This is a genomic window from Halalkalibacter sp. AB-rgal2, assembly GCF_041821005.1.
Classification (GTDB): domain Bacteria; phylum Bacillota; class Bacilli; order Bacillales; family Bacillaceae_D; genus Halalkalibacter.
Genome location: NZ_JBGUAV010000009.1, coordinates 91,507 through 114,584 on the forward strand (window position 1 = coordinate 91,507; position 23,078 = coordinate 114,584).

At 35.9% G+C, this 23,078-nt stretch carries 22 protein-coding genes and 1 riboswitch; of the genes, 15 read left to right on the forward strand and 7 right to left on the reverse strand.

Features of this window, described 5'->3' with window-relative positions; all coding sequences use genetic code 11:
- Positions 1–64 precede the first annotated feature (64 nt).
- Together ACERJO_RS09610 and ACERJO_RS09615 are read left to right on the forward strand one after the other, a co-directional pair.
- The gene (locus tag ACERJO_RS09610; protein WP_247106713.1) at positions 65–346 is read left to right on the forward strand and encodes a hypothetical protein; all 282 of its coding nucleotides are present in this window, start codon (positions 65–67) and stop codon (positions 344–346) included.
- Between the two features lie 133 nt (positions 347–479).
- The gene (locus ACERJO_RS09615) at positions 480–1,109 is read left to right on the forward strand and encodes a LysE family transporter (protein ID WP_247106712.1); all 630 of its coding nucleotides are present in this window, start codon (positions 480–482) and stop codon (positions 1,107–1,109) included.
- On the opposite strand, the gene ACERJO_RS09620 is transcribed toward ACERJO_RS09615, so the two are convergent.
- Together ACERJO_RS09620 and ACERJO_RS09625 are read right to left on the reverse strand one after the other, a co-directional pair.
- On the reverse strand, positions 1,096–2,442 hold the full coding sequence (locus ACERJO_RS09620) for an amino acid permease (protein ID WP_373647341.1): 1,347 nt from the start codon (positions 2,440–2,442) through the stop codon (positions 1,096–1,098). The genes ACERJO_RS09615 and ACERJO_RS09620 overlap by 14 nt on opposite strands.
- 204 nt (positions 2,443–2,646) lie before the next feature.
- Entirely contained in the window at positions 2,647–3,519 is an 873-nt protein-coding gene (locus ACERJO_RS09625) for a dimethylarginine dimethylaminohydrolase family protein (RefSeq protein ID WP_373647342.1), read from the reverse strand.
- A 114-nt stretch (positions 3,520–3,633) separates the two neighbouring features.
- On the opposite strand from ACERJO_RS09625, the gene ACERJO_RS09630 reads away from it, so the two are divergent.
- The 3 genes from ACERJO_RS09630 (at position 3,634) to sda (ending at position 5,986) form a co-directional block, all read left to right on the forward strand.
- The gene (locus ACERJO_RS09630; RefSeq protein WP_247106709.1) at positions 3,634–4,920 is read left to right on the forward strand and encodes a glycoside hydrolase family 18 protein; all 1,287 of its coding nucleotides are present in this window, start codon (positions 3,634–3,636) and stop codon (positions 4,918–4,920) included.
- 92 nt (positions 4,921–5,012) lie between these two features.
- Positions 5,013–5,660: an MOSC domain-containing protein gene (locus ACERJO_RS09635; RefSeq protein WP_247106708.1), complete on the forward strand. Its 648-nt coding sequence runs from the start codon at positions 5,013–5,015 to the stop codon at positions 5,658–5,660.
- A 173-nt stretch (positions 5,661–5,833) separates the two neighbouring features.
- Positions 5,834–5,986, forward strand: a complete 153-nt coding sequence (gene sda, locus ACERJO_RS09640) for a sporulation histidine kinase inhibitor Sda (protein ID WP_373647343.1) — start codon at positions 5,834–5,836, stop codon at positions 5,984–5,986.
- Between the two features lie 59 nt (positions 5,987–6,045).
- Here sda and thiC read toward each other — a convergent pair whose 3' ends face one another.
- Complete coding sequence (gene thiC / locus ACERJO_RS09645) at positions 6,046–7,818, reverse strand: phosphomethylpyrimidine synthase ThiC (RefSeq protein WP_247106706.1); 1,773 nt, start codon at positions 7,816–7,818, stop codon at positions 6,046–6,048.
- A gap of 123 nt (positions 7,819–7,941) precedes the next feature.
- A riboswitch (TPP riboswitch) is annotated at positions 7,942–8,056 on the reverse strand.
- A gap of 173 nt (positions 8,057–8,229) precedes the next feature.
- Between thiC and ACERJO_RS09650 the strand changes: the two genes are divergently transcribed.
- The 3 genes from ACERJO_RS09650 (at position 8,230) to ACERJO_RS09660 (ending at position 11,628) form a co-directional block, all read left to right on the forward strand.
- A complete protein-coding gene (locus ACERJO_RS09650) occupies positions 8,230–9,231 on the forward strand; it encodes a BMP family ABC transporter substrate-binding protein (RefSeq protein ID WP_373647344.1) in 1,002 nt (333 codons plus the stop codon).
- Positions 9,232–9,248: 17 nt separating this feature from the next.
- Positions 9,249–11,054, forward strand: a complete 1,806-nt coding sequence (locus ACERJO_RS09655) for a sensor histidine kinase (protein ID WP_247106704.1) — start codon at positions 9,249–9,251, stop codon at positions 11,052–11,054.
- 436 nt (positions 11,055–11,490) lie between these two features.
- On the forward strand, positions 11,491–11,628 hold the full coding sequence (locus tag ACERJO_RS09660) for a hypothetical protein (protein ID WP_373647345.1): 138 nt from the start codon (positions 11,491–11,493) through the stop codon (positions 11,626–11,628).
- Between the two features lie 10 nt (positions 11,629–11,638).
- Here ACERJO_RS09660 and ACERJO_RS09665 read toward each other — a convergent pair whose 3' ends face one another.
- Positions 11,639–12,340 carry a hypothetical protein gene (locus ACERJO_RS09665; RefSeq protein WP_373647346.1) on the reverse strand — a complete coding sequence of 234 codons (702 nt, stop codon included), beginning with the start codon at positions 12,338–12,340 and terminating at the stop codon, positions 11,639–11,641.
- Between the two features lie 382 nt (positions 12,341–12,722).
- Here ACERJO_RS09665 and ACERJO_RS09670 point away from each other — a divergent pair, with 382 nt between their 5' ends.
- From ACERJO_RS09670 to ACERJO_RS09690, 5 genes are all read left to right on the forward strand, one after another.
- Positions 12,723–13,694, forward strand: a complete 972-nt coding sequence (locus tag ACERJO_RS09670; protein WP_247106702.1) for an AAA family ATPase — start codon at positions 12,723–12,725, stop codon at positions 13,692–13,694.
- Positions 13,691–14,788 (forward strand): DUF58 domain-containing protein, encoded by a 1,098-nt coding sequence (locus ACERJO_RS09675; protein ID WP_373647347.1) that lies wholly within the window; start codon positions 13,691–13,693, stop codon positions 14,786–14,788. The genes ACERJO_RS09670 and ACERJO_RS09675 overlap by 4 nt, the downstream gene beginning before the upstream one ends.
- Positions 14,778–16,115 (forward strand): DUF4129 domain-containing protein, encoded by a 1,338-nt coding sequence (locus ACERJO_RS09680; RefSeq protein ID WP_373647348.1) that lies wholly within the window; start codon positions 14,778–14,780, stop codon positions 16,113–16,115. The genes ACERJO_RS09675 and ACERJO_RS09680 overlap by 11 nt, the downstream gene beginning before the upstream one ends.
- A 91-nt stretch (positions 16,116–16,206) precedes the next feature.
- Positions 16,207–17,613, forward strand: a complete 1,407-nt coding sequence (gene gndA / locus ACERJO_RS09685) for an NADP-dependent phosphogluconate dehydrogenase (RefSeq protein WP_247106699.1) — start codon at positions 16,207–16,209, stop codon at positions 17,611–17,613.
- A 147-nt stretch (positions 17,614–17,760) separates the two neighbouring features.
- Positions 17,761–18,780, forward strand: coding sequence for a Gfo/Idh/MocA family protein (locus ACERJO_RS09690; RefSeq protein WP_373647378.1), 1,020 nt, complete (start codon positions 17,761–17,763; stop codon positions 18,778–18,780).
- A gap of 55 nt (positions 18,781–18,835) precedes the next feature.
- Here ACERJO_RS09690 and ACERJO_RS09695 read toward each other — a convergent pair whose 3' ends face one another.
- The 3 genes from ACERJO_RS09695 to ACERJO_RS09705 form a co-directional block, all read right to left on the reverse strand.
- Entirely contained in the window at positions 18,836–19,018 is a 183-nt protein-coding gene (locus tag ACERJO_RS09695) for an H-type small acid-soluble spore protein (RefSeq protein ID WP_247106698.1), read from the reverse strand.
- Positions 19,019–19,088: 70 nt separating this feature from the next.
- Positions 19,089–20,042 (reverse strand): calcium/sodium antiporter, encoded by a 954-nt coding sequence (locus ACERJO_RS09700; protein ID WP_373647349.1) that lies wholly within the window; start codon positions 20,040–20,042, stop codon positions 19,089–19,091.
- Between the two features lie 46 nt (positions 20,043–20,088).
- Positions 20,089–20,931, reverse strand: a complete 843-nt coding sequence (locus ACERJO_RS09705) for a VanW family protein (protein WP_247106696.1) — start codon at positions 20,929–20,931, stop codon at positions 20,089–20,091.
- A gap of 134 nt (positions 20,932–21,065) precedes the next feature.
- On the opposite strand from ACERJO_RS09705, the gene speD reads away from it, so the two are divergent.
- Both speD and ytvI read left to right on the forward strand, forming a co-directional pair.
- A complete protein-coding gene (speD, locus tag ACERJO_RS09710) occupies positions 21,066–21,878 on the forward strand; it encodes an adenosylmethionine decarboxylase (RefSeq protein ID WP_373647350.1) in 813 nt (270 codons plus the stop codon).
- An 86-nt stretch (positions 21,879–21,964) separates the two neighbouring features.
- Complete coding sequence (gene ytvI, locus ACERJO_RS09715; protein ID WP_373647351.1) at positions 21,965–23,074, forward strand: sporulation integral membrane protein YtvI; 1,110 nt, start codon at positions 21,965–21,967, stop codon at positions 23,072–23,074.
- Positions 23,075–23,078: the final 4 nt, after the last annotated feature.

Genomic DNA, 23,078 nt, shown 5'->3' on the forward strand with positions numbered 1-23,078 from the left:
GAGATTGTAGCACCTTAAATAAGAAGCTATTCGTTATATCTAAATGTAGAAGAGAGGGGTTAGTGTGCAAATTTATTTTTCACCTGAATATTTCAATGAGCAATCGCATGTGTTAAATATTGTTACGGATCGAAACAAGCCTGTTGGATATTTAGCTTTTCTGTTAGATGAAACAAGTAACAAAATGTATGTTTACGGTCATTTGGAGGAAGAGGGGGTTAGTGAGGATTTTAAGGATTTAGTGAAGCCTTATTTACAAGGGTTGAAAAAGATAAAAGCAGAGATAGAGGTGTATTCCTATCTTTCATTAGGAGGAAAGCAAGTAACTATTGAATTAGATGAATAGTGTTATTGCATGTACTGATCGAGGTAAATAAAGGAAAAGGTGAATTTTTGTGTTAATACGCTTCTTTCATGAATAGAATGTACAGGCAGTGAAGGCTGTCCGAATCATTCATTCGTAAGGAGGCGTTTAGAAGGTGAGTGTCTTTTTTAGTTATATCATTTTAGGGTTATCGCTTGCAGCTCCAATAGGACCTGTAAATGCAGCTCAAATAGATCGGGGTATAAAAAATGGTTTTTTGAATTCATGGCTTGTCGGCTTAGGTGCAACAGTAGCGGATGCTATTTATATGTGTTTCGTCTATTTTGGTGTCGTACAATTTATTGAAATACCGTATGTCCAATTATTCTTATGGGTATTTGGATTCTTTCTATTAATCTATCTAGGTATGGAAAGCATTAATAGTGCTGGTCGTATGAAAACAGAGACGAGAACACTATATCGTGAATCCAAACTAAAATCATTTTCTACGGGCTTTTTTATGTCACTATTTAATCCATTATCGATTTTGTTTTGGCTTGGTATATTTGGATCAATAATAGCCAAAACCATAACAATGAATGATACGTATCATGTTATTCTGTATTGCGCAGCGATCTTTTTAGGTATTACTATTTGGGATCTAACAATGGCTGCTTTAGCAAGTTCGATGCGCCACCTTTTAACGAATCGTTTTCTTTTTGTGATAGCTATTATTTCTGGATTTAGTTTAATTGGTTTTGGTGTTTATTTCGGTTATCAAGCTCTTGATATTATAGTTTTTTAAACAAAGATGTGTCATCATCAGAATTTTTATTTTTCCATTTTTGACTCATGATAAAGGTGATGATAGCAATGACTGAAAGAAATAATAAACTAATGTAGAAGCCAGGCCTGCTCGTATGATGAAATAATGTACCGATTACTGCTGCTATAATTAATAGAAAACCTAATATTCGTTTTATTTGGTCTGAGCCTTGCAATGGAAGAATACGGCCGAAGGAAGCAAGGATAAATAACCAGTTGTACAGCAGCATCAAGCCGGCAGCAGTCGTGACAAATTCATAAATATTATCTGGCATGAAAATAGACAAGATAATGGAAACGATGATGCCACTCATCGTTAGTAAGATAGCTGGGAGCTCTACTTTATTTTTGATTTTTTTGGCAAAAAGCTTAGGCGCATCATGGTCTTCTGCCAACGTCACAAGAATTCGGATGACGGCAAAAAGTGAAGCAACCATTGTTGAAAAACCTGCTATAATAAACACGCCATTAAAAATATCCTGTACATACACAATGTTATATTGATTTAACGCTGTGACAAAAGGACTTTCATCCATTTTTATTTCATTCCATTTCACCATAATCATAGCAAAGCTTAAAGACAATAAATAAATAATGATCAATAAAACTAACATGACTTTTCCTGATTTAGGTGCGTCATTCATATCCTTTAAACGAATGGCAAGTAAGCTCATGATCTCAATGCCTCCAAATCCATAGAAGCCAAAAATCAGAGCCGGAAGTAAGCCAGTCATTCCATTTGGAAATAAATTAGCTATTGTACGAGGAATCGTAACGGTTTCGTCATTACGACCAAATAATCCAAAAAGGGCTAAAATGGCTAATACAATAAACATGACAATCGCTGCAGCTTTTAATATAGCAAGTAGGTTCTCTACACGATCGAATCCCTTTGGCCCAATTAGAATGACGAATAATGCAAGCGCTGCATAAATACTTGCCAAAACCCATAAAGGTACGTTCGGAAACCAAAATTGAGTAAAAATAGATATAGCCGTTAATTGACTACCTATAATCAGCATTTCAGATGACCAATAAACCCATCCACTACTAAATCCTGCCCAACGGCCATATGCATGTTTGGCATATGAGCGAAAAGCTCCTTTTTGTGGATTGTTAATCATTAATTTAGAAAGTGCTTCGTATACACAGTATGTACCAATCGCTGCGATTATATAGGCAATTAAAACAGAAGGCCCTGCCATATTAATGGCGATACTTGACCCAAGGAAAAAACCTGTACCAATTGTACAAGCGACTCCAAGTAAAGATAATTGCCACCAGGCTAATGGTTTTTCGCTTTTAGTTGCCATCTTTTGTCCTCCTCTGTTTCACAGTTATAGTGTTTGAAGGACATTAAAGGTTTATGTATAGAAGTTAAAAATGATTGTGTAACTAAGACATGAAAACCGGTCTGCTATAGATAAAAGGTCTTAAACTAATAGGTTAAACAAAAAGCACCCCCGATAGTAGAAGCGTTGAAGATGAGGGTGCAATGGCGGATTCATTCCCAGTTTTCATTCATCCATAGTCCCTTTTTCACGACGAATAGGTAACGTACAGCATCTGAAAGAACCACCAGATTTTATGATTTCTGTAATATCAACTTCTATGACCGTATAACCACGGTCTCTAAGCTTTTGGTTCACTTGTTGATTAACAGGTAAGCTAAACAAGGTTTTTCGTCCAATCGATAATACATTTGTACCTAATGTGAATTGCTCTTGTTCTGATACTTCAATTAAGTCATAACGCTGAGAAAGAAAATCATATTCCTTTTTTGAAAAGGCGTCTGGATAACAAAGAGCCTCAGTAGGTGAAATGATATTGAAGACACAATCTAAATGTAAATACTTTTCTGTAAAGGGAACCGTAATGATTTCGTAGTTCTGCATTATTTTTTGAAGGTGATGGATCGCATTTTGATTTGTACGATTACTTATCCCCACATAAATAGTCTTACCATCAATAAGGACATCTCCACCTTCAATCATGTCACCAAGTAAATTATAATAAGAAATCTTTTGGTCATGTAACCATGATTTAAGTAAATCCTCTTCACCTTGTCGAATGTTGTGTGCCATTTCTGCTACGAACACGATATGCCCTACTGTAAATCCAATATCTCTTGTAAATACTTGTTCAGGAAAGAGGTGTACTGGTGGAAGTAATACGACTTCAATATGCTGCTTCTTTAGTTGTTTCACAAACTCTTTATGCTGTCTTAAGGCGAGTTCAACATGAATTCCTTCATCTATAAATTTCTTTTGAGTTTCATTAATGACATCGCGAATAGTCATAAATTTAGGTTCACATAGAACGACCGTATGTAAGGGGGCATACTCCGTTTGACAATACGGTAAAGTAGGTCTTTTGTTAAAAATTGACATGATAATCCTCCCATTTTCTGACCTGTTTATAATATAACCGATTTTCTAAAATACATGAGACAAATTATCTGTTCATATATATAGTAAAAATACAGCTGTAAGTAAGGAGGTACTATGCAAATTTATGTGATTGAACAAGGTGATTCCCTTTGGAATATCGCACAAGCTTATGAATCGTCTGTAATGGATATTGTAGAAGCAAATCAAATTCCAGACCCTAACCAACTTGTTCTTGGTCAAGCGATTGTGATTCCGATCGTCGGTCAGTTTTATTGGGTTCAGCCTGGAGATAGCTTGTGGTCAATTAGTAATCAATTCGGACTTGATTATATGTTCTTAGCAGATGTCAATGAGCTATCCTTACAACAACCACTACAAGTTGGGATGAGGCTATATATCCCAGAATTAACGAAACGGGAAATTGAATCGAATGCTTATATTGAGCCAATTGGGGAAACCGTTAGTGAGGAGCTATTGACAAGTGCTAGAAATGTTGGACGTTTTTTAACGTATTTAGCTCCGTTTAGTTACGAAGCACGTAGGGATGGTTCTTTAGATCCACAACCTCTAGCTGGCATTCCAGAAATAGCTGAAGAGACAGGCGCATCACTAATGATGGTTATTACGAATCTCGAAGATGGTCAATTTAGTGGGGATTTAGCCGCAGATATTCTACAAAGTGAAGAAGTGCAAGATCGTTTATTAGATACAATTATAGAAGAAGCATTACGTGTAGGCTATAAAGATATTCATTTTGATTTTGAGTTTTTACCTGGAGATCAACGGGAGGCGTACAATCAATTTCTAAGAAAAGCAGCTGAAAGAGTTCGCGCAAATGACTTATTAATTTCGACTGCATTAGCACCAAAAACGAGAGCAGATCAACCTGGTCAATGGTATGAAGCCCATGATTATCGGGCTCATGGAGAAATTGTCGATTTTGTCGTTTTAATGACCTATGAATGGGGCTATTCGGGAGGACCTCCAATGGCGGTCTCGCCGATCGGTCCAGTCGAAGAGGTTGTACAATATGCATTAACTGAAATGTCATCTGATAAGATTATGCTAGGACAAAATTTATATGGTTATGATTGGACACTTCCTTTCGTACCTGGTGGAGACTATGCAGAAGCAATTAGTCCACAAGAGGCCATTCAAAGAGCACAGCGATACCAAGTAGAGATACAATATGATGAAGATGCACAGGCTCCTTTTTATTTTTATACAGATGAAGTGGGAAATGAGCATGAAGTTTGGTTCGAAGATGCTAGATCCATTCAGTCGAAATTTGATTTAATTAAACGATTACAGCTTAGAGGAATTAGTTATTGGAAGTTAGGTTTATCATTTCCGCAAAATTGGTTATTGCTAGCGGATCGTTTCCATATAGTAAAGCGTTAACGATAAGATGGATCATTTTACTTTAAATCATGGTAAAGTGATCCATCTTTTTATGATAAACTACTGATAATAGAAGGGTGGGATCGTTTGTTATGTATAAGATTAAATCTGTCAATATCGGAACAGTCAAAGTCATTTCGGACAAAAGTAAAAAAGCAATAAATTCTGGAATCATGAAAGAATCAATTGAGAATCAGGAGGTGTTTTTATTTAAGCACAACCTAGTAGGAGACGAGCAAGCAGATCTCATTAATCATGGAGGTGAAGATAAAGCTGTTTGTATATACCCCGTGGATCATTTGCCATACTGGGAGAATAGATATGACCAATCATTTCATTATGGTGCGTTCGGTGAGAATGTTTCAATACAAGGATTGACAGAAGAGCTCGTCTATATAGGAGATCAATTTTTGTGGGGGGAAGCTGTAGTTGAGGTAAGTCAACCGAGGAGTCCATGTTTTAAAGTAGCTTTAAAGCATGGCATAAAACAATTACCATTGCATATTCAAGAAACAGGGTATTCTGGCTATTATGTCCGTGTCATCAAGGAAGGGATCGTCTCAAAAAAATCCCCATTTCAATTACAAAAAAAGGGCTCAAATTTTACGGTCTCAGAAGTTAATACAATCACTTACCGTAAGGAAATTGATGAAAATAAAGTGAATGAACTACTGAAGTGTCCGATGCTATCAATGGCTTGGAAGAAAACGTTAGTGAATAAATTAAATCGAAAGAAATAATCAGACAAAAGTCTCTACTATATCTTTGTCTAAGGTGGTAATATATACATAATTAATCAAAAATCGATAGTTTTTTATACCCATCGACAAAAGAGGGAATTAGAACTTTAGTTTATAGCTTACTATAATAGTATTATGTAAACTAAATGTTTAATTCAAGTAGGAGGAGGCAAATGACTAAAAAAATGACGCATACGTTTTGGAAAATTGATAATGAAGACCTACTTGATTTGTACGAAAAAGCTAGAAGAGTACAAGAAATTAGTCCACAATTTATTCTACTTATACAGAATGAACTTCAAAGACGTAAATTAGATCAAAAATAAGCTCATTTTATATTGGAAGTCTACAAAGCTAAAGTGTCTTTGTAGACTTCCATTAATGATTATTGGTAAATTTGGTTACCTTTTTCTTTAAACTCTTTTGCTTTTTCCTTCATACCTTTTTCAATAGCTTCTGTTGTCGTTAAATTGTTGTCATCAGCAAATTTTCGAATGTCATGTGAAATTCTCATACTACAGAACTTAGGTCCGCACATGGAACAAAAATGAGCCGTTTTAGCGCCTTCTGCTGGTAGCGTTTCATCATGAAATTCAATTGCTCTTTCTGGATCAAGAGAGAGGTGAAATTGATCATGCCACCTAAACTCAAAGCGTGCTTTTGAAAGCGCATCGTCTCTTTTTTGTGCATTTGGATGCCCTTTAGCAAGGTCTGCTGCATGTGCGGCAATTTTGTATGTGATAACACCTTCCCTTACATCATTTTTATTAGGTAATCCAAGGTGTTCCTTTGGTGTGACATAACAGAGCATAGCAGTTCCAAACCAACCAATCATAGCGGCTCCAATTGCCGAAGTGATATGATCATAACCTGGTGCTATATCTGTTGTTAATGGGCCTAATGTATAGAATGGAGCTTCCTGACACGTTTCTAATTGTTTATCCATGTTCTCTTTAATAAGATGCATTGGCACATGCCCTGGCCCTTCAACCATGACTTGTACGTCGTGTTCCCAGGCGATTTTTGTTAATTCTCCTAATGTTTCAAGCTCGGCAAATTGAGCTTCATCATTTGCATCCGCAATCGAACCTGGGCGCAAGCCATCACCTAGTGAAAAAGCAATATCATATGCTTTCATAATTTCACAAATTTCTTCAAAATGTGTATAAAGAAAGTTTTCTTCGTGATGATAGAGGCACCATTGGGCCATAATAGAACCACCTCGTGAAACAATTCCAGTTACTCGATTTACGGTTAGAGGTACATAACGTAAGAGAACCCCCGCATGAATGGTGAAATAGGACACTCCCTGTTCAGCTTGTTCAATAAGTGTGTCACGATACACTTCCCACGTTAGATTTTCTGCAATCCCTTTTACTTTTTCTAACGCTTGGTATAAAGGGACTGTTCCAACAGGGACAGGAGAATTTCTTATTATCCATTCACGAGTAGTATGAATATTTTTCCCGGTTGATAGATCCATAATCGTATCTGCTCCCCAACGAGTAGCCCATGTCATTTTTTCTACTTCTTCTTCTATAGAAGAGGATACAGCGGAATTCCCGATGTTAGCATTAATTTTCACATGGAAATTCCGACCGATTATCATCGGCTCACTTTCAGGGTGATTAATATTTGCTGGGATAATGGCACGTCCTTTTGCTACTTCTTCACGAACATATTCTGGAGATAAGCCTTCCCTTATGGCGATGAATTCCATTTCGGGTGTGGTGATTCCTTTTTTTGCGTAATGAAGTTGTGTAACATTTTCTCCTTTTTTTGCTCTTAATACGCTAGTAGTCTTCTTAGGGAAAGCATTAATAATTTGATCCGTTTCTTTTAATCCGTTATCCTCAGGCTTTATCTTTCTTCCTTCGATATATTCCACATTGTTTCTTTCCAGTATCCATTGTTCTCGTATAGGTGGTAATCCCTTTTCGATATCAATCGTAACATGGTCATCTGTATAAGGTCCACTTGAATCATATACACGAAGGGGTTCATTATGCTCTTCACGATCTTCCTTAACCGTAGGAGTTAAGGAAATCTCACGCATTGGCACTTGGATGTTCTCTCTACTTCCTTGAACGTACACTTTCTTACTTCCTGGTAAATTGGATTTGATAGACATTACTTGCTCGTTTAATCGGGTACTCATCGAATCTCTCCTTTTTAAAAATAGTGTATTAGTAGAGACTGATTGCAACATACAACGAAAGAAAGCAAAAAAGCTGAGCTCATTAATAGTAATGGACCCAGCTAAATACACAAATACAATATATGTACGCATAACTAACTTCCCTACGCTGGCATGATCCAGATCAGGTCCCAAGGGTCAAGGAACTTCAGAGCGTTCCCCTCTCAGCCCAACTCATTGGACTCCCCTAGTTAAATATAAATATTTAATTACTCACATTATAACACACGAGGGTTTTATTGGAAAGTGTTTTAAATCATATAAGTTTACTTAGGTTAGTGTCGAAATGACCAGAAAAAAGTAATTTGATTATGGCATTCAGTCTATTTATTCGGTATGATAAGTAAGGAAGGAACGAGGGGGGCTGTTATGATGCAGACTAAACAAGTAAGATACATCATTTTTATTTCTATTGTTCTAGCTGCTATCCTACTGTTAGTCCTTTTTCTACGAGTGTATGGAGTGTTACAGGATACTCAAGCGAGTACAAATGTAGAACGCACAAAAGTAGTAATTATTACATCAGATGTGCTAGGTGATCAAAGTTGGGGCAGTTTAGCTTATAAAGGTAAGTTAAAGATTGAAGAACATTTTCCTGTTTCTGTGAATTTGTATGAGGATATAAATGTTATGAATGATAGAATAATAACTGAAACAATTGTACAAGCTGCTGATTGGGGCGCTGATCTTATTATTGGTCATGGAAGAGAATTTTCTGATCCGTTTGAAAATATGGCATTATGGTATGAGGATATTCATTTTGTTACGGTTCATGGAGAGGCTCATTTATCAAACCAAACGGCATATTCCTTTCACCAAGGCGAATTTGAATATTTTGCTGCATTGGCAGCATCTCTAAAAACGAAAACAAATAATATTGCTATAATTGATCCATTCGAAGGTGCAAAGCGTAATGTTGAATTTATAAACGCATTAGACTATTATTTACCAGAAGCAAACTTTTATTATGAAGCAGTTAATAGTCGTGACGATGGAGAAAAGGCAGTTGAAATCATGGAAGATTTATTGGAAGAAGGAGTCGACGTCGTTTACTCGAGAGGAAATGCTTATAATCCTGATATTATCCACATGGCAAAAAATTTAGGGTTTTATGTAATTGGCTATTTAGAGGATCAGAGTTATTTAGCACCTAATCATGTCCTAACAAATGTCATGAACGATATTCCACAAGTGTACGTGTCGATTATGAATGATTACTTTAGTGATGAAGGCTTACCAACTGGTAGCGTAATTTTGTCAAATGAGGATGGAGTAACAGGGTTGTCCCCTTTTGGAGCGATGTTTACTGAAGAAGAGCTTGAGTTCATCCATGAGGAAATGGAACGTTATAAAAGAGGGGAACTTTCTTTTTAAATTGAGGAGAGGTTGGAATGAATAAGTTGTTAAATAGTATGACATTTAGAACGAAGATCCTATCTGCCCTCCTCATCATTACACTCGTATTAAGTGGATTGTCGTTGCTTCTTGTTCAGTCGATTAAGGATGTCAATCAAGTAAGTATTGAATTAAGAGACCAGGGTGTTCCTGCTGTCATTTTATTAAGTCATTGGGAACGTGAATTATTTAACAAAGAGCAATTAATTTACGAGGCGTTGTCGACGGATAGCTGCTGTGACATTGTCGACCAATATAATGCGATTATGACTAGCGATCAATTAGAAATTAATATCGCTGATGTACCGGATTCCTTGCGTACGCTAGCTAGAGAAATGGACTTGCTTGATTTTCTTATACGGAATGAGCTACAAGGTTTTCTGAATTTCGGTGATATGGAGTCAGCAGAACGTTTTTTGGAAGAAACGTATTTAAAAGAATTACAATATATACAAGATGAAGTGGATCTGCATCAAGACATAAACTATCAAGACATACAGAATAAATCGATGGAATTTACTCATATTATTGAAACATCATTGGCTTTACTAACAGTTGTTACAATAATTGTCATTATCGCATCTATTTACATATCATATCGAATTAGTAATGGTCTAACATCACCGATGGAATTACTTATAAAAAAGGTTAATCGTATAGCATATGGTCAATATGGTTTGACATTTAAAAATACGAATAATCAAGTAGAATTAGATGAATTAACAAACTCAATAAATCAAATGTCTCTAAAGCTAAAAGAATCGTTTGAAACGATCATTAATGATAAACAATATCGTGAGCAAATTGTCAATTCATTGCCGATAGGAATGATGACAATTGATCATGAATCAAGCCAAATTTCTTTAAATAAAGCAGCTCATCGTTTATTGGGGGAGGAGGCAAGGTTCTTAGCAGACGTGTCGTCTATTCCAAATACATCGAGAAACAAGAAATTTTGGGATATATTAAAGTCAGAGAAGGTTTGTGAAAACAGAAAAGTATCATTTGAAAATGGGAAGGATCAACGTTTTTTTCTAGTTTCACAATCAATCCTTCATGACGTTGAAGGAATAATGATTGGGAGAATTTTTCATTTTAATGATATTACAGAGACAGAACAACTAGAGCAGAGAATCCATCAATCCGAAAAATTAGCTGTTATCGGTGAGATGGCTGCTGGAGCCGCGCATGAAATTAGAAATCCTTTGGCAGTGATCCATGGTTTTTTGCTACTCATGACTCAGTCTCTTAGTAATGAAGAGCAAATACAATATCGTATGCCATTGCTTATGAAGGAACTTGAACGCATTAATTTTATTATTGAAGAGATGCTATTATTAGCAAAGCCAAGTGCACCTCATTTTAAAACATGTTTTTTAGATGATGTCATTAATGAGATTATACCTTTAATGAAACAAAAGGTTGAATCTGAGGATGTTACTATTGACGTTGACTTACAGAGAGTGCCACTAGAATTAGATGCTAAGCAAATGAAGCAAGTATTTTATAATCTGATCCGTAACAGTAGTGAATCAATGAATAATCAAGGAACGATTCATATTTATTCTGAAATTATTGAGGATAAGTATTATATTTATATTGTTGATTATGGTTGTGGAATTCCTAAAGAAAATCAGCCTTATATTTTTGAGCCTTTTTCAACTTTTAAAGAAAATGGAACAGGATTGGGATTGACAATTGTGAAAAGGATTATTCAAAATCATCACGGTGATATTGAACTACAATCAAGTTCTGAAAAAGGTACGACTTTCCAAGTGCGGTTTCCAATAAAGGAAGGTTAAATAGACATGCTCTGTTTCTCCTTCGGGGCTGGGCCGATTTTTCAGGCGCCATATTGAGAAAATAGTTAAATGACATATCGTAGTAGATAAAAGGCCTTTGAGTCTCATTTCTCAAAGGCCTTTTTAGACTATTTCTCTTATTTTCTTTTTATCGTTGAAGAGTAGGGAATGTCTATCCTACCTCTCAACAAAGCGGACGGGATGGGAGGGCCGACTCCTGCAGGAGGGGGCAGGTTGAAATCCACCGGCGCAGCCGGTTCGTTCAACGCCCGCCTGCGGAAAGCGTGTCCCCCATCCTGGGAGCGAGTGCAAAGCTCCCTTTCAAGTCCGAAGTAAACGAGCACTTTTTCAGTGGCCTCCTCTATATCATCAAGGATTAATTGAAAAGTCCAACGAAATTTACAACGAATTTCTCGAAAAGGAAATCATGCCAGGAATGGAACGTGAAAGTGAAAAATACGTCATACTTGAAGAACTTACCAAGATGGTACAGAAAGTAGAGGATGTCATTTCCGAGTATGACCAAAAAGTTTATTTGCAACACGGTGAATTTGGTCGGTTTCTTATTTTTTAAAATACTGTTGTCACAATTGCTTTTTACGTTCATTTAATAATTGAAGTTGATCAAGAAATTGTTGATTATAACCTGTAATTTTATGAATGCGAGCTTTTGCTAATGGAATGTTTGTTTGACACTTTTTCACTAGGCAAGTTACCGTTTCTTGGCCTTCAACGATTAAATACTTATTTCTTTTTTTACAAGTGGGACATGTAGCACTAATTAAGAAAATAGTCGCTGCTTTAGAAAACGCCCCTGCGGTAACATCCTTCGTCTCATATGATAACTCCTTGTATAAATAGGCATTCGTGGCTGCCCTACCCGTGCGCTTAATTAATGTATCTACTTTAAGCATAGGTTTGTCATTACGTTTTGGATTTCTTTTAACCGTAATTTTATCAAATTCATCGATTTCAAGTAACCCATATCCTATTGGAACTTCCTTTATGCTAAGAAGGTTTTTCGGAGTTAGTATATATGCGTAATGTGCAATATTGTGATATCCGTAATCACTCAAAAGTGTCTCATCTCTAAGGAAATCTTGTCGAGTCGCTTTCACTTCAATGATTCTTACTTCTTTTCGTTTCATATTAATTCCTACTGAATCAGCAATGATTCGTTTTCGACGAATATACAATTTGACCTCATTTGCACATAGATCTGTCATTTTCTTTTTTAGCCAATATAACGACTGATGTTTTAAATGTTTATGAAGATTACTTTCCATTTTAAATCCTTTCTAGAAACGTTCTCTCGACCTTTTAAATCGATCCAATGATTTCTAACATTTGCAATATTAAGTATGGTCGTTATAAAATAGAGACCAAATATGAATCTAGTTTGCTCTCTTTTTATCATAGTTTTTGAAAAAGAGCAACTTGATGGTATTTTGTAAGCGGAAACAAATTGATGACCTTTCAAAATGTCCGAAATCGATGCCTAAATTAAAAAGCCTTATAAGAGTGGATTTCTCGTATGAGGCGAGCAACGAATGATGCCATTTCTAGTCATCAAAAGCACGGAAGAAGTTTGGTTTTTAACTTTTTTACTTTTTTACTCCATTTTGATCATTACTTTCTTAAAAATATGAAGTGAGGGAGATTTATTACATGGATGTTTCAGTCGTTCAAGAGCTAGCTAATAAAGTGAAATTGAATATTCAAAAGGTGATGGTTGGAAAGGATAAGAGCATTGACCAAATACTCGTTGCGATGATTGCTTCGGGTCATGTGTTATTAGAGGATGTTCCAGGTACTGGTAAAACACTACTAGCAAAATCAATGGCAAAATCGCTTTCGTGTTCATTTAATCGTATTCAATTTACTCCAGATTTACTACCAACAGATGTAACTGGTTTGAATTTTTATAGTCAAAAGGAAAGTGATTTTATTTTTAAAAAAGGGCCGATATTTTCAAATATTATACTTGCTGATGAAGTGAATCGCGCGACACCTCGAACTCAATCTAGTTTGCTAGAATGTATGGAAGAAAAACAAGTGACGATTGATGGTGAGACAAAACAATTAAATGAGCCGTTTATGATTATTGCAACTCAAAATCCTGTTGAAAATCAAGGCACTTTTCCTTTACCTGAGGCACAATTGGATCGCTTTCTAATTAAATTAGACTTAGGTTATCCGACAAAAGAAGAAGGGATCGCTATTTTAAAACGTTTTAAGGAAAATAATCCAATTGAAACGCTCTCTTCTGTGGCGACGACTGAAGATATTATTGCCGCGCAGAGATTATTTACTTCTGTATATGTTAGTGATGATCTGCTAGAGTATATGCTTACTATTGTAGAAGAAACTCGACACCATCCAAAGATTGAATTAGGTATAAGTCCGCGTGGCAGCCAAGCGTTATTAAAGGCTGTGCAAGCATATGCAGCCATTAATGGTCGTTCTTATGTCATACCTGATGATATAAAAGAAATGTTAAAGCCCGTCGTTAGTCATAGAATGGTGTTAACACATACAGCCAAATATAAAAAACAGGACCCTGGACATGTTTTAGATGAAATTGTAGCAACATTAACTGTACCCGCAGAGTCAATTGAAACGGGAATGACTTCATCATGAGTATAGCGTGGCTTATTTTTTTAACGCTTGCATTCTTTTTTCTTCAAGGGGTCATTTATGTTAAGTGGGGATTACGGAATATTGAATATAATAGAAGGTTTAGTCAAACTACGGCTTACGTTGGTGATGAAATTGAAATGATTGATGAAATCGCCAATAAAAAGCTAATCCCTGTACCTTGGGTTCGGTTAGAATCAAAAATTAATGCTCACTTAGTATTTGGGCAAGTGGAAGGGGCTGAAAGAGGTGACATGCATCGAACTCTATTCAGTTTAATGCCTTTTCAAAAAATAAAACGAAGACAGAAAGTACTTTGTGCTAAAAGAGGTTACTATCAATTTGAAACGGTATCGATGTCAACCGGTGATGCTGTTGGCTTTGATGAAACGTTTCAAACGGTGCATTCAACTGCTTCTATTACCGTATTTCCTGAAATAGTTAATAAAGAGGATATCCCTTTACCGTCACAAAGCTGGTTAGGTGAATTGATTGTCAAACGTTGGATTATTGAAGATCCTTTTTTGGTTGCTGGTGTAAGAGAATATTCATCAGGTGATCCGATGCACACGATTAATTGGAAGGCTACAGCTAGGTCAGGATCTATGCAAGTGAATCAATATGATTATACGGCAGATCACCATCTGATGATTTATGTGAATTTCGATCAAACGGAAGATAAGTGGCACCCAATTATTCATGAAGATTTACTTGAGAAAGCTTTATCATATGCAGCCTCTATAGCACATGAATCTATTGAACTAGGTATACCTACTGGCTTTGGTTGCAACTCTTATTTAGTTTCAGATTCCAATAAGGAAAATTCGATTCGTTTGTATCCGGCTAACGGTCATAGCCATCTACTAGCTATGTTAGATCAAATGGCAAAAGCAAAAATGGATATAAGCTTGGCATTTTATGAGTTTTTAGAGGAAGATATCAACCGGCAATTAGAAAGAACAGACATACTCATCATAACGAATATTATCACTGAAAAAGTGCAGATGCACATTGATATACTTGAGGAAAATGGAAACCGTGTTGAAACACTTTTACTAAATAATGAAGAAGAATCAGGTGATCGTTATGCATCGTAATAACCATTTAAGAGTTCTATTTACCGGTGTACTTGAGTATTTAATGATCTTTCCAGTTTTTTTAGCGATCTCTATTTTCTCACTTTCTGCAGACATTCAAGCATGGTGGTTATATACATTACCAGTTGTTTTTGCAATCGGTTATTTCATTCGAATTGTACTATCGAAACAAAAGCGATTCGTTTATTTGGCGATCATACTTTCGATTAGTTTCGTTCTTCCAGTGTTATTGAATTATTTCATTTCTATTTCAATGATTGTTTGGATAGTACTTTCAATCATTTATGTGACTATTTTATATCGTGGTTTAACATTTGGAGAAAAAGACATTGATGACCTTTTCAAAGCTCATTATTTATGGGCCATTGCCTTTCCTCTTTATTTTGTCGGGTATTTCTTTTATACAAACATCGATTTACTGGTCCCCTTTACAAATACTTTTCAGTTAGCTGGCTTTGTCATATTTGTACTTACGTTATTTATTTCTAATAGTTCAATGTTAAGAAGGGCAACATATTCGAAGGAAAAAAGACCAGCCATTGGGAGATCATTACGTAATCAAAATCGATTGTTTATGTTAGTTACACTTATAACGATTGTACTTCTCGCTAATTTTGGCTTTATCCGTGAAGTGTTAATTATACTGAGAAATGGTGTAAGTAGTGTAGTCATGTTCTTTTTAACAATATTTAGTCCAGATGAATCAGACGTTGTATATGATGATCCGCAACTTTCTGAACCTGTTTTACCATCAGCCGAAACTGGAGAGCCGTCATTCATAGCCCAATTTTTTGAGCAAATTGTAATCTACGTAGGTATAATTGCTGCTGGTGTATTACTGATTGTGGCTCTTTACTTTATAAATCGAAAAATGAAATCGTTTATTAAGAATATCATTCAGTATTTGAAGAAGATGATTAAACGAATAATGCCAGGTGATGATTCTACTGATGGTGTTAATATTTATGTTGATGAGAAAGAAAACTTATTCAGCATAAAAAAATGGGTGAAAAGTAAAACTAAAAATGTTAAACATTTAGTGGCTACGATCACGGAAAGACGTGTGAAATGGGATTCATTATCAAATGTTGAAAAGGTTAGATTAATCTATCGTACTCTCTTACACGATAGAATGAAACGTGGGGACGTATACCGTAGAGAGCTTACTCCACGTCAAATGTTACATGAAGTGGAATGGCAACAGCCTACAGACGGAGAAACGATTCAAAAACTAGATCATCTCTACAATAAAGCAAGATACAGTCATGAAAAAATAGAAGAGCGTGATCTTAAACAAATAGAAAAGCTTCGAATGAAACAAAAATAGTCAATTTTTTTTGAAAATTATCATGTTCATGATAAAATGATGACGAATATATGATAGAATAATAAAATGTTAAAAAAGAGGAGTGGTAGAGATGAATAAACAACAAATAGGTGTCATTGGCCTTGCTGTTATGGGGCGAAATTTGGCACTGAACATTGAAAGCAGAGGATATTCTGTCTCTGTTTTTAACAGATCTTCTGACAAAACAGAACAAATGCTAAAGGAAGCAGAAGGTAAAAAGGTCGTTGGTACATATAGCATAGAAGAATTTGTTCAATCATTAGAAACACCTAGAAAAATCATGCTAATGGTTAAAGCTGGTTTTGCAACTGATGCTACAATTGAACAACTATTACCTCATTTAGATAAAGGTGATATTTTAATTGATGGTGGTAACACATTCTTCGAAGATACGCGCCGTCGAAATAAAGAATTGGCTGAATCGGGCATTCATTTCATTGGAACTGGAGTTTCAGGTGGGGAAGAGGGTGCATTGAAAGGTCCTTCTATTATGCCTGGTGGTCAAAAGGAAGCTTATGAACTCGTAGCACCGATTTTTGAGGCGATCTCAGCAAAAGTGGGTGACGATGCGTGTACGACATACATTGGCCCTGATGGCGCTGGACATTATGTAAAAATGGTTCATAATGGAATCGAGTATGGAGATATGCAATTAATTTGTGAATCTTATCATTTAATGAAAAATGTTTTAGGATTAAGCGCACAAGAGTTGCATGAAACATTTAATGAATGGAATGAAGGTGAGCTTGATAGTTATTTAATCGAGATTACGAAGGATATCTTCACAAAAGTAGATGATGAAACAGGTAAACCACTAGTCGATGTTATCTTAGATACGGCTGGTCAAAAAGGGACAGGAAAGTGGACTTCACAAAGTTCATTGGATTTAGGTGTCCCACTTTCAATCATTACTGAATCTGTATTTTCACGTTTTATTTCTGCCATGAAGGATGAACGTGTGAAAGCAAGTAAGATCTTAAATGGTCCTAATCAATCTTTTGATGGTGATAAGAAAGAATTTATTGAAAAAATTCGCAAAGCCCTTTATTTAAGTAAAATTGTTTCTTACGCTCAAGGTTTCGCGCAAATGAAAGTGGCTTCTGAAGAATATGATTGGAATTTAAAGCTTGGAGATATTTCAATGATTTTCCGTGGCGGATGCATTATTCGTGCGCGCTTTTTACAAAATATTAAGGAAGCGTATGACCGCGATCCGAACCTTGCCAATTTATTACTTGATCCATATTTCAAGGAAATTGTTGAAAATTATCAGGATGCAGCACGTGACGTTGTTGCAACAGCTGTTAAGTTAGGTATTCCTGTTCCTGGACTGTCCAGTGCATTAGCATACTATGATAGCTACCGATCTGCAGTCTTACCGGCTAACTTACTACAAGCTCAACGTGATTATTTTGGTGCTCATACGTATCAACGTGTTGACAAAGAAGGAGTATTCCATACAAATTGGATGGAATAACCAGTTGTAATCACATTGGCTGTTCAGAAAGGTTTTCCTTTTTGAACAGCTTTTTTAATAAGCTAAGCGATTTAATCTAAGTAGCAGTATGGTTTTAGAGAAGAGAGGAATTCTTATTGTAAAGAACTAAAGGAGTGACTTTTATTGATGAATTCTTTTCGAATTATATTAGTAGGTTGTGGGGCAATGTCACACATTTGGGTGGATTATGTTCAAAACAAAAAGGATGCAACAATCGTTGCTTTAGTAGATATAAATGAGGAAAGTGCTAGGAAAGTTGCTGAGCGTTTTCAATTAGATGTTCCTTTTTTCTATTCAGTTGCAGAGGCAGCAAGTAAAACAAATGCAAACCTCGTCTTTAATACGACAATTCCTAAAGTACATAAAGAGGTAACGTTAGAAGCTTTTCATCATCATTGTGATGTTATTTGTGAAAAACCAATGGCAACAAGTTTAGATGATGCTAAACAGCTTGTATCAGCAGCCAAAAAATATAATCGTTTTTATGCTATTATGCAAAATAGACGGTATTCGTACTCGATTCGTTCTTTACGTGAGCAGCTCTCAAATGGAATCATTGGAGATCAGCAATCGCTTCATGCGGATTTTTTTCTTGCACCTCATTTCGGTGGTTTTAGAGATGCGATGGAAAGTCCACTTATTATTGATATGGCTATTCATACATTCGATCAAGCTCGGTTTATTAGTGGTTCTGACGCTGTTTCAGTCTATTGTCACGAATATAATCCAAAAGGTTCTTGGTATTCAGGTGCAGCGAATGCTTATTGTATATTTGAGATGTCTAATGGCTCAGTTTTCACATATAATGGTTCATGGTGTGCGGAAGGTGCGCCGACTTCATGGGATGCGAGTTGGCGTATTGTTGGTACAAAAGGTACAGCCATTTGGGATGGCTCTGAACAAGTTTATTACGAAACGATACAAGCTAATCAAGGGCAGCCTTTTTTACACGAGTATGAAAGTAGAGAGATTGAAGTGAACACAAGTGGAAATGAGGGACATCATCGTTCTCTCGATGATATGTTTCTTGCTCTTGAAAATGGTGAGAAAGCAGAAACCGATTGTGAAGACAATGTAGAGAGTATGAAAATGGTGTTTGCTGCGATTGAAAGCGCTAAAACGGGAGAACGCGTGATCATAAAATGAAAGAAAAGAGATTGTCAGTCGCCTTTGTCTGACAATCTCTTTCACTGATGAGGAATCAACGGTGCTCAATGAGTTGGTCTACATTGACGACAAATTCATTGTCTGGTTCATGTAATGAGAAAATGCGCGCAGTTGCACTCTGTTCATTGACTTGTTGAATATATATTTGTTGATCTAAATAAGTAACATGTTTCATATCGGGAGACTGTGAAATTTCCTTAGCTCGCAAAGTGTTCATAATTACTCTCCTTTGGTGATTTGACTTACTGTAGTAGTGTAGGCAGTTGAGTAAGGCAATATTCTGTTATTTAATTCCGAATAATAATGTAAATTAAATAAGCTACATAGGCTAAAGTCAAAATAAATCCTTCAGCTTTAGCAACGGTGTAGCTCGTTCTTGAGAAGATAAATAGCATTACTGTGAGTACAAGTAGAATAATTAAATCAATGATCAGTTTACTAGAGACGGTTAATGGTGTAATTAATGAGGCCAGTCCTAGTACAAAGAAAACATTAAAGATTGAACTCCCAACTACGTTGCCTAAGGCCATCTCACTATGCTTTTTCATAGCAGCCGTTATGGAGGTTACTAGCTCTGGTAGTGAAGAACCGATTGCTACAATCGTTAATCCTACAAGTGTCTCACTCATTCCAAATTGATAGGCAATCGTTGTACTTGTTTCTACGACAAAATAGCCGCCAAGAACAATTGCAGTAAGACCGAAGATCGAGAACAGAACACTTTTTTTTAGAGAGTGAGCTGGTTCATAATTTCTTGATTCAACTGAATCGTTTCGACTATTTTTGGCTGCTTCAAAAACGTAATACATAAAAATAGTGAAAAATAAAAGTAAAATGACCCCATCACTTCGAGAAATCAAATAATAAGTATTTTGATTGGTTGAATCAAGTAATAGTACGAGTAAAACGACAGCTGATAAAAAAGCAAAAGGAATCTCTTTACGGATTGTCACAGACTCTACTTTCAATGGGAAAATAAAAGCGGTTAGTCCGACGACTAAAGATAAATTTAATAAATTACTTCCGACAATGTTTCCAACTGTCACATCAGAATTACCTTCTAAGGCAGCGATAATACTGACAGTGGCTTCAGGAGCCCCCGTCCCAAAAGCAACAATCGTTAAGCCGATTATAAGCGGAGAGATATTTAAGGAATGCGCTATAGAAGCAGAACCTTCTACAAACCAATCTGCCCCTTTTATTAACAAAAGAAAACCTAGAATTAATAAGAGATAAGTCAAATCGATTCACCTCACTATAATTTCACGTACCGTAATAATTTTTCATCTACATATTAATATCGTCTGAGGAGAATAGAGAAATGGTCAGTTGTCCGCCGTAAATGAAGCTTCGTATTAAAACCGGTTGATTATAATTATTTTGAAAAGTGAAATCTGGGCCATACCAACTAACTGTAGCGTCTCGACCAGGAGGTACATAAGGAACCCTTTTACTATGGCTGTAGCGTTCGACAATTTTCAAATGAGCATAATCAACTGCATTGTACAAAGTCGATGAGACTTGACAAATTCCACCACCTACACCTTCAGAAAGTTCACCGCGTATGATGATTGGCGCCGGTAAGTAACCTCGTTCAATCGTTCTTTTTCCAACGACATGATTAAATGAAAATGTTTCACCCGGAAAAACAACAAAATTATTAATGGAAGCTGCTGCCAATTTAATATTATGAGATCGCTTTTTGTTGCGTTTATTAAAATAAGTACTGAACGAGCTAATATGATTCGTTTTAATATGTGCAAGTAACTCAGTGTCAACTTTCGGATAAGTTGCGATGATAGGTGCATCGATTTTACTGCTTCCATGTTCGTAGAAATATTTTACAATTAATTGATTCATGGAAAACCGATTTAAGCGATAGCCATTTTCTTCAGCAATCATACCACCATTTTCAGCAATTGTCGCATTTTGGGCCGGCTTTTGCACAACCGTTTCTATCGTGCGTATTATTTCATGTAATTGATCATGATTAATCATTTGTGTTCCTAGAAATGGGTGCTGTAATGCTTGATGATCAATTGAATATATTAACTCGTTTTCATGATAGATCATTAAAGGTTCTTCGACAGGTGTAGGTAGAAGTGCAAGAAATAAGAACAATGAAAGCATAATGTATTTTAACCTCCTACTGTTAGTATGAGTCAATTCTTGCTTTTCTATTGAAGGAAGTTTTGATTTTTTGTTCCTGTTTGCTTAGGCTTTTTTGGGGAATGGTAAAACTAAAGATGTTGTTAAAGGGGGAGATGAACTTGAAGGATGGGTATAACAAGCGGATTGAATTGCACGGCTTTAATAATCTAACGAAAACGTTAAGCTTTAATATGTACGATATTTGCTATACAGAGACGAAGGCAGAAAAAGAATCGTATATCAATTATATTAATGAACAGTATAATGCTGATCGACTTCAGCATATATTAACAAATGTAACCGAAATAATTGGAGCGCATGTCTTAAATGTATCCAAGCAAGATTACGTCCCACAGGGTGCTAGTGTGACAATTCTTGTTTCAGAAGGTCCCGTTGTAGAAATTCCCATACATTCTACAGATGATAAAGTCCCTCTACCTGATTCGGTTGTGATGCAATTAGATAAGAGCCATATAACGGTTCATACGTATCCAGAATATCACCCATACGAAGGGATTAGTACATTTAGAGCTGATATTGACGTTTCAACTTGTGGGGAAATATCTCCACTAAAGGCATTACCATATTTAATTCATTCATTTGAAACGGATATCATGTCCATTGATTACCGTGTACGCGGTTTTACAAGAGATGTAAACGGAAATAAATTATTTATCGATCATGATATTGATTCGATTCAAGATTATATACCTGATCATGTGAAGGATGAGTATGACATGATGGATGTAAACTTACATCATGATCATATTTATTACACCAAGTGTCGCCTTAAGCAATTTCGATTAGAAGATTATCTGTTTACACCTCGACATCAGCTATCAAATATGGATAAGAGTCAGATCACGAAGAAAGTTAAGAATGAAATGGATGAAATTTTTTATGGTCATGTAACTAAAAATGAATAGATTGAAATGCTAGTTCATACGTATTTTTAAAAGAATGCGTTTATTTATGACTTAAGCAAGCAGGCTGAGGAAGAGGAGAATGTACAGTGAAATCTAGTTATATTATTCGTTTACTTTTGCTAATCATTTTACTCATATTAAGCTGGTATTTAATTTCTGTCTTATTTACTTTAACTTTTCCATTTCTTATAGCTGTGCTTTTAGCCTTTTTGATGAATCCACTCGTGTCCTTTTTTGAAAAGCGAATGAGGCTACCAAGAACCGTATCTGTTATGGTAGCCATTTTTTTTATATTTGGAGTAATTGGATCAATACTGACACTTATTAGTTGGTTAGTCATTGATGGAGTTCGTTACTTATCACATTATTTACCTCCTTATATTGAAAAGGCATCAATTTCCTTGCAATTTTACATAAACAATCAAATCTTGCCACTGTGGCACTCTAGTATTGGTTTTATTGAACGTTTAAATGCTCCACAACGCTCTTTTTTGGAGAATGGAATTGAGCAGCTTGGAGAGCAGTTGGCGATAGTATTAAGCTCAGTAGGTCAGTCTATTGCCAATGGCTTATCTTATATTGTATCTGCATTACCGATCACGTTTACGGCAATGATGGTTACATTGTTAGCATTATATTTTATTAGTCGTGATTGGAATGTTTATATGTCTCAAATCAAAACGACCGCATCAACAGATTTCTTAAAACGAAGCCAATCTATTTTTAAGGCATTACAACATAAAGTAATTGGCTATGTATATGCACAGTGTATCCTTATTTCCATAACAGCACTTATTTACTTTTTAGGGTTTGTTATAATTGGTGTAGAACATCCGTTAACGATAGCTCTTATCATTGGGCTAATTGATTTTATTCCTTATGTAGGAACAGGTATCATTTTAATTCCTTGGGCGATTTATTCACTAGTTATTGGAGATGTTTTGTTTGCAATAGGTTTATTTATACTGTTTGGGATTGCCATGCTCGTACGACAATTAATTGAACCAAAAGTACTTTCCTCCAATATGGGACTACATCCTTTATTAATGCTCATGTCTTTATTTATTGGCTTTCAATTATTCGGAATGGTTGGATTAGCACTTGGACCGATGCTATTAGTTGTAGTTGTAACGTTATACCAAGAAAATGTATGGCATGATCTTTGGCAGTATGTTATGAGTGAAAGCAAGATGTAGTGCT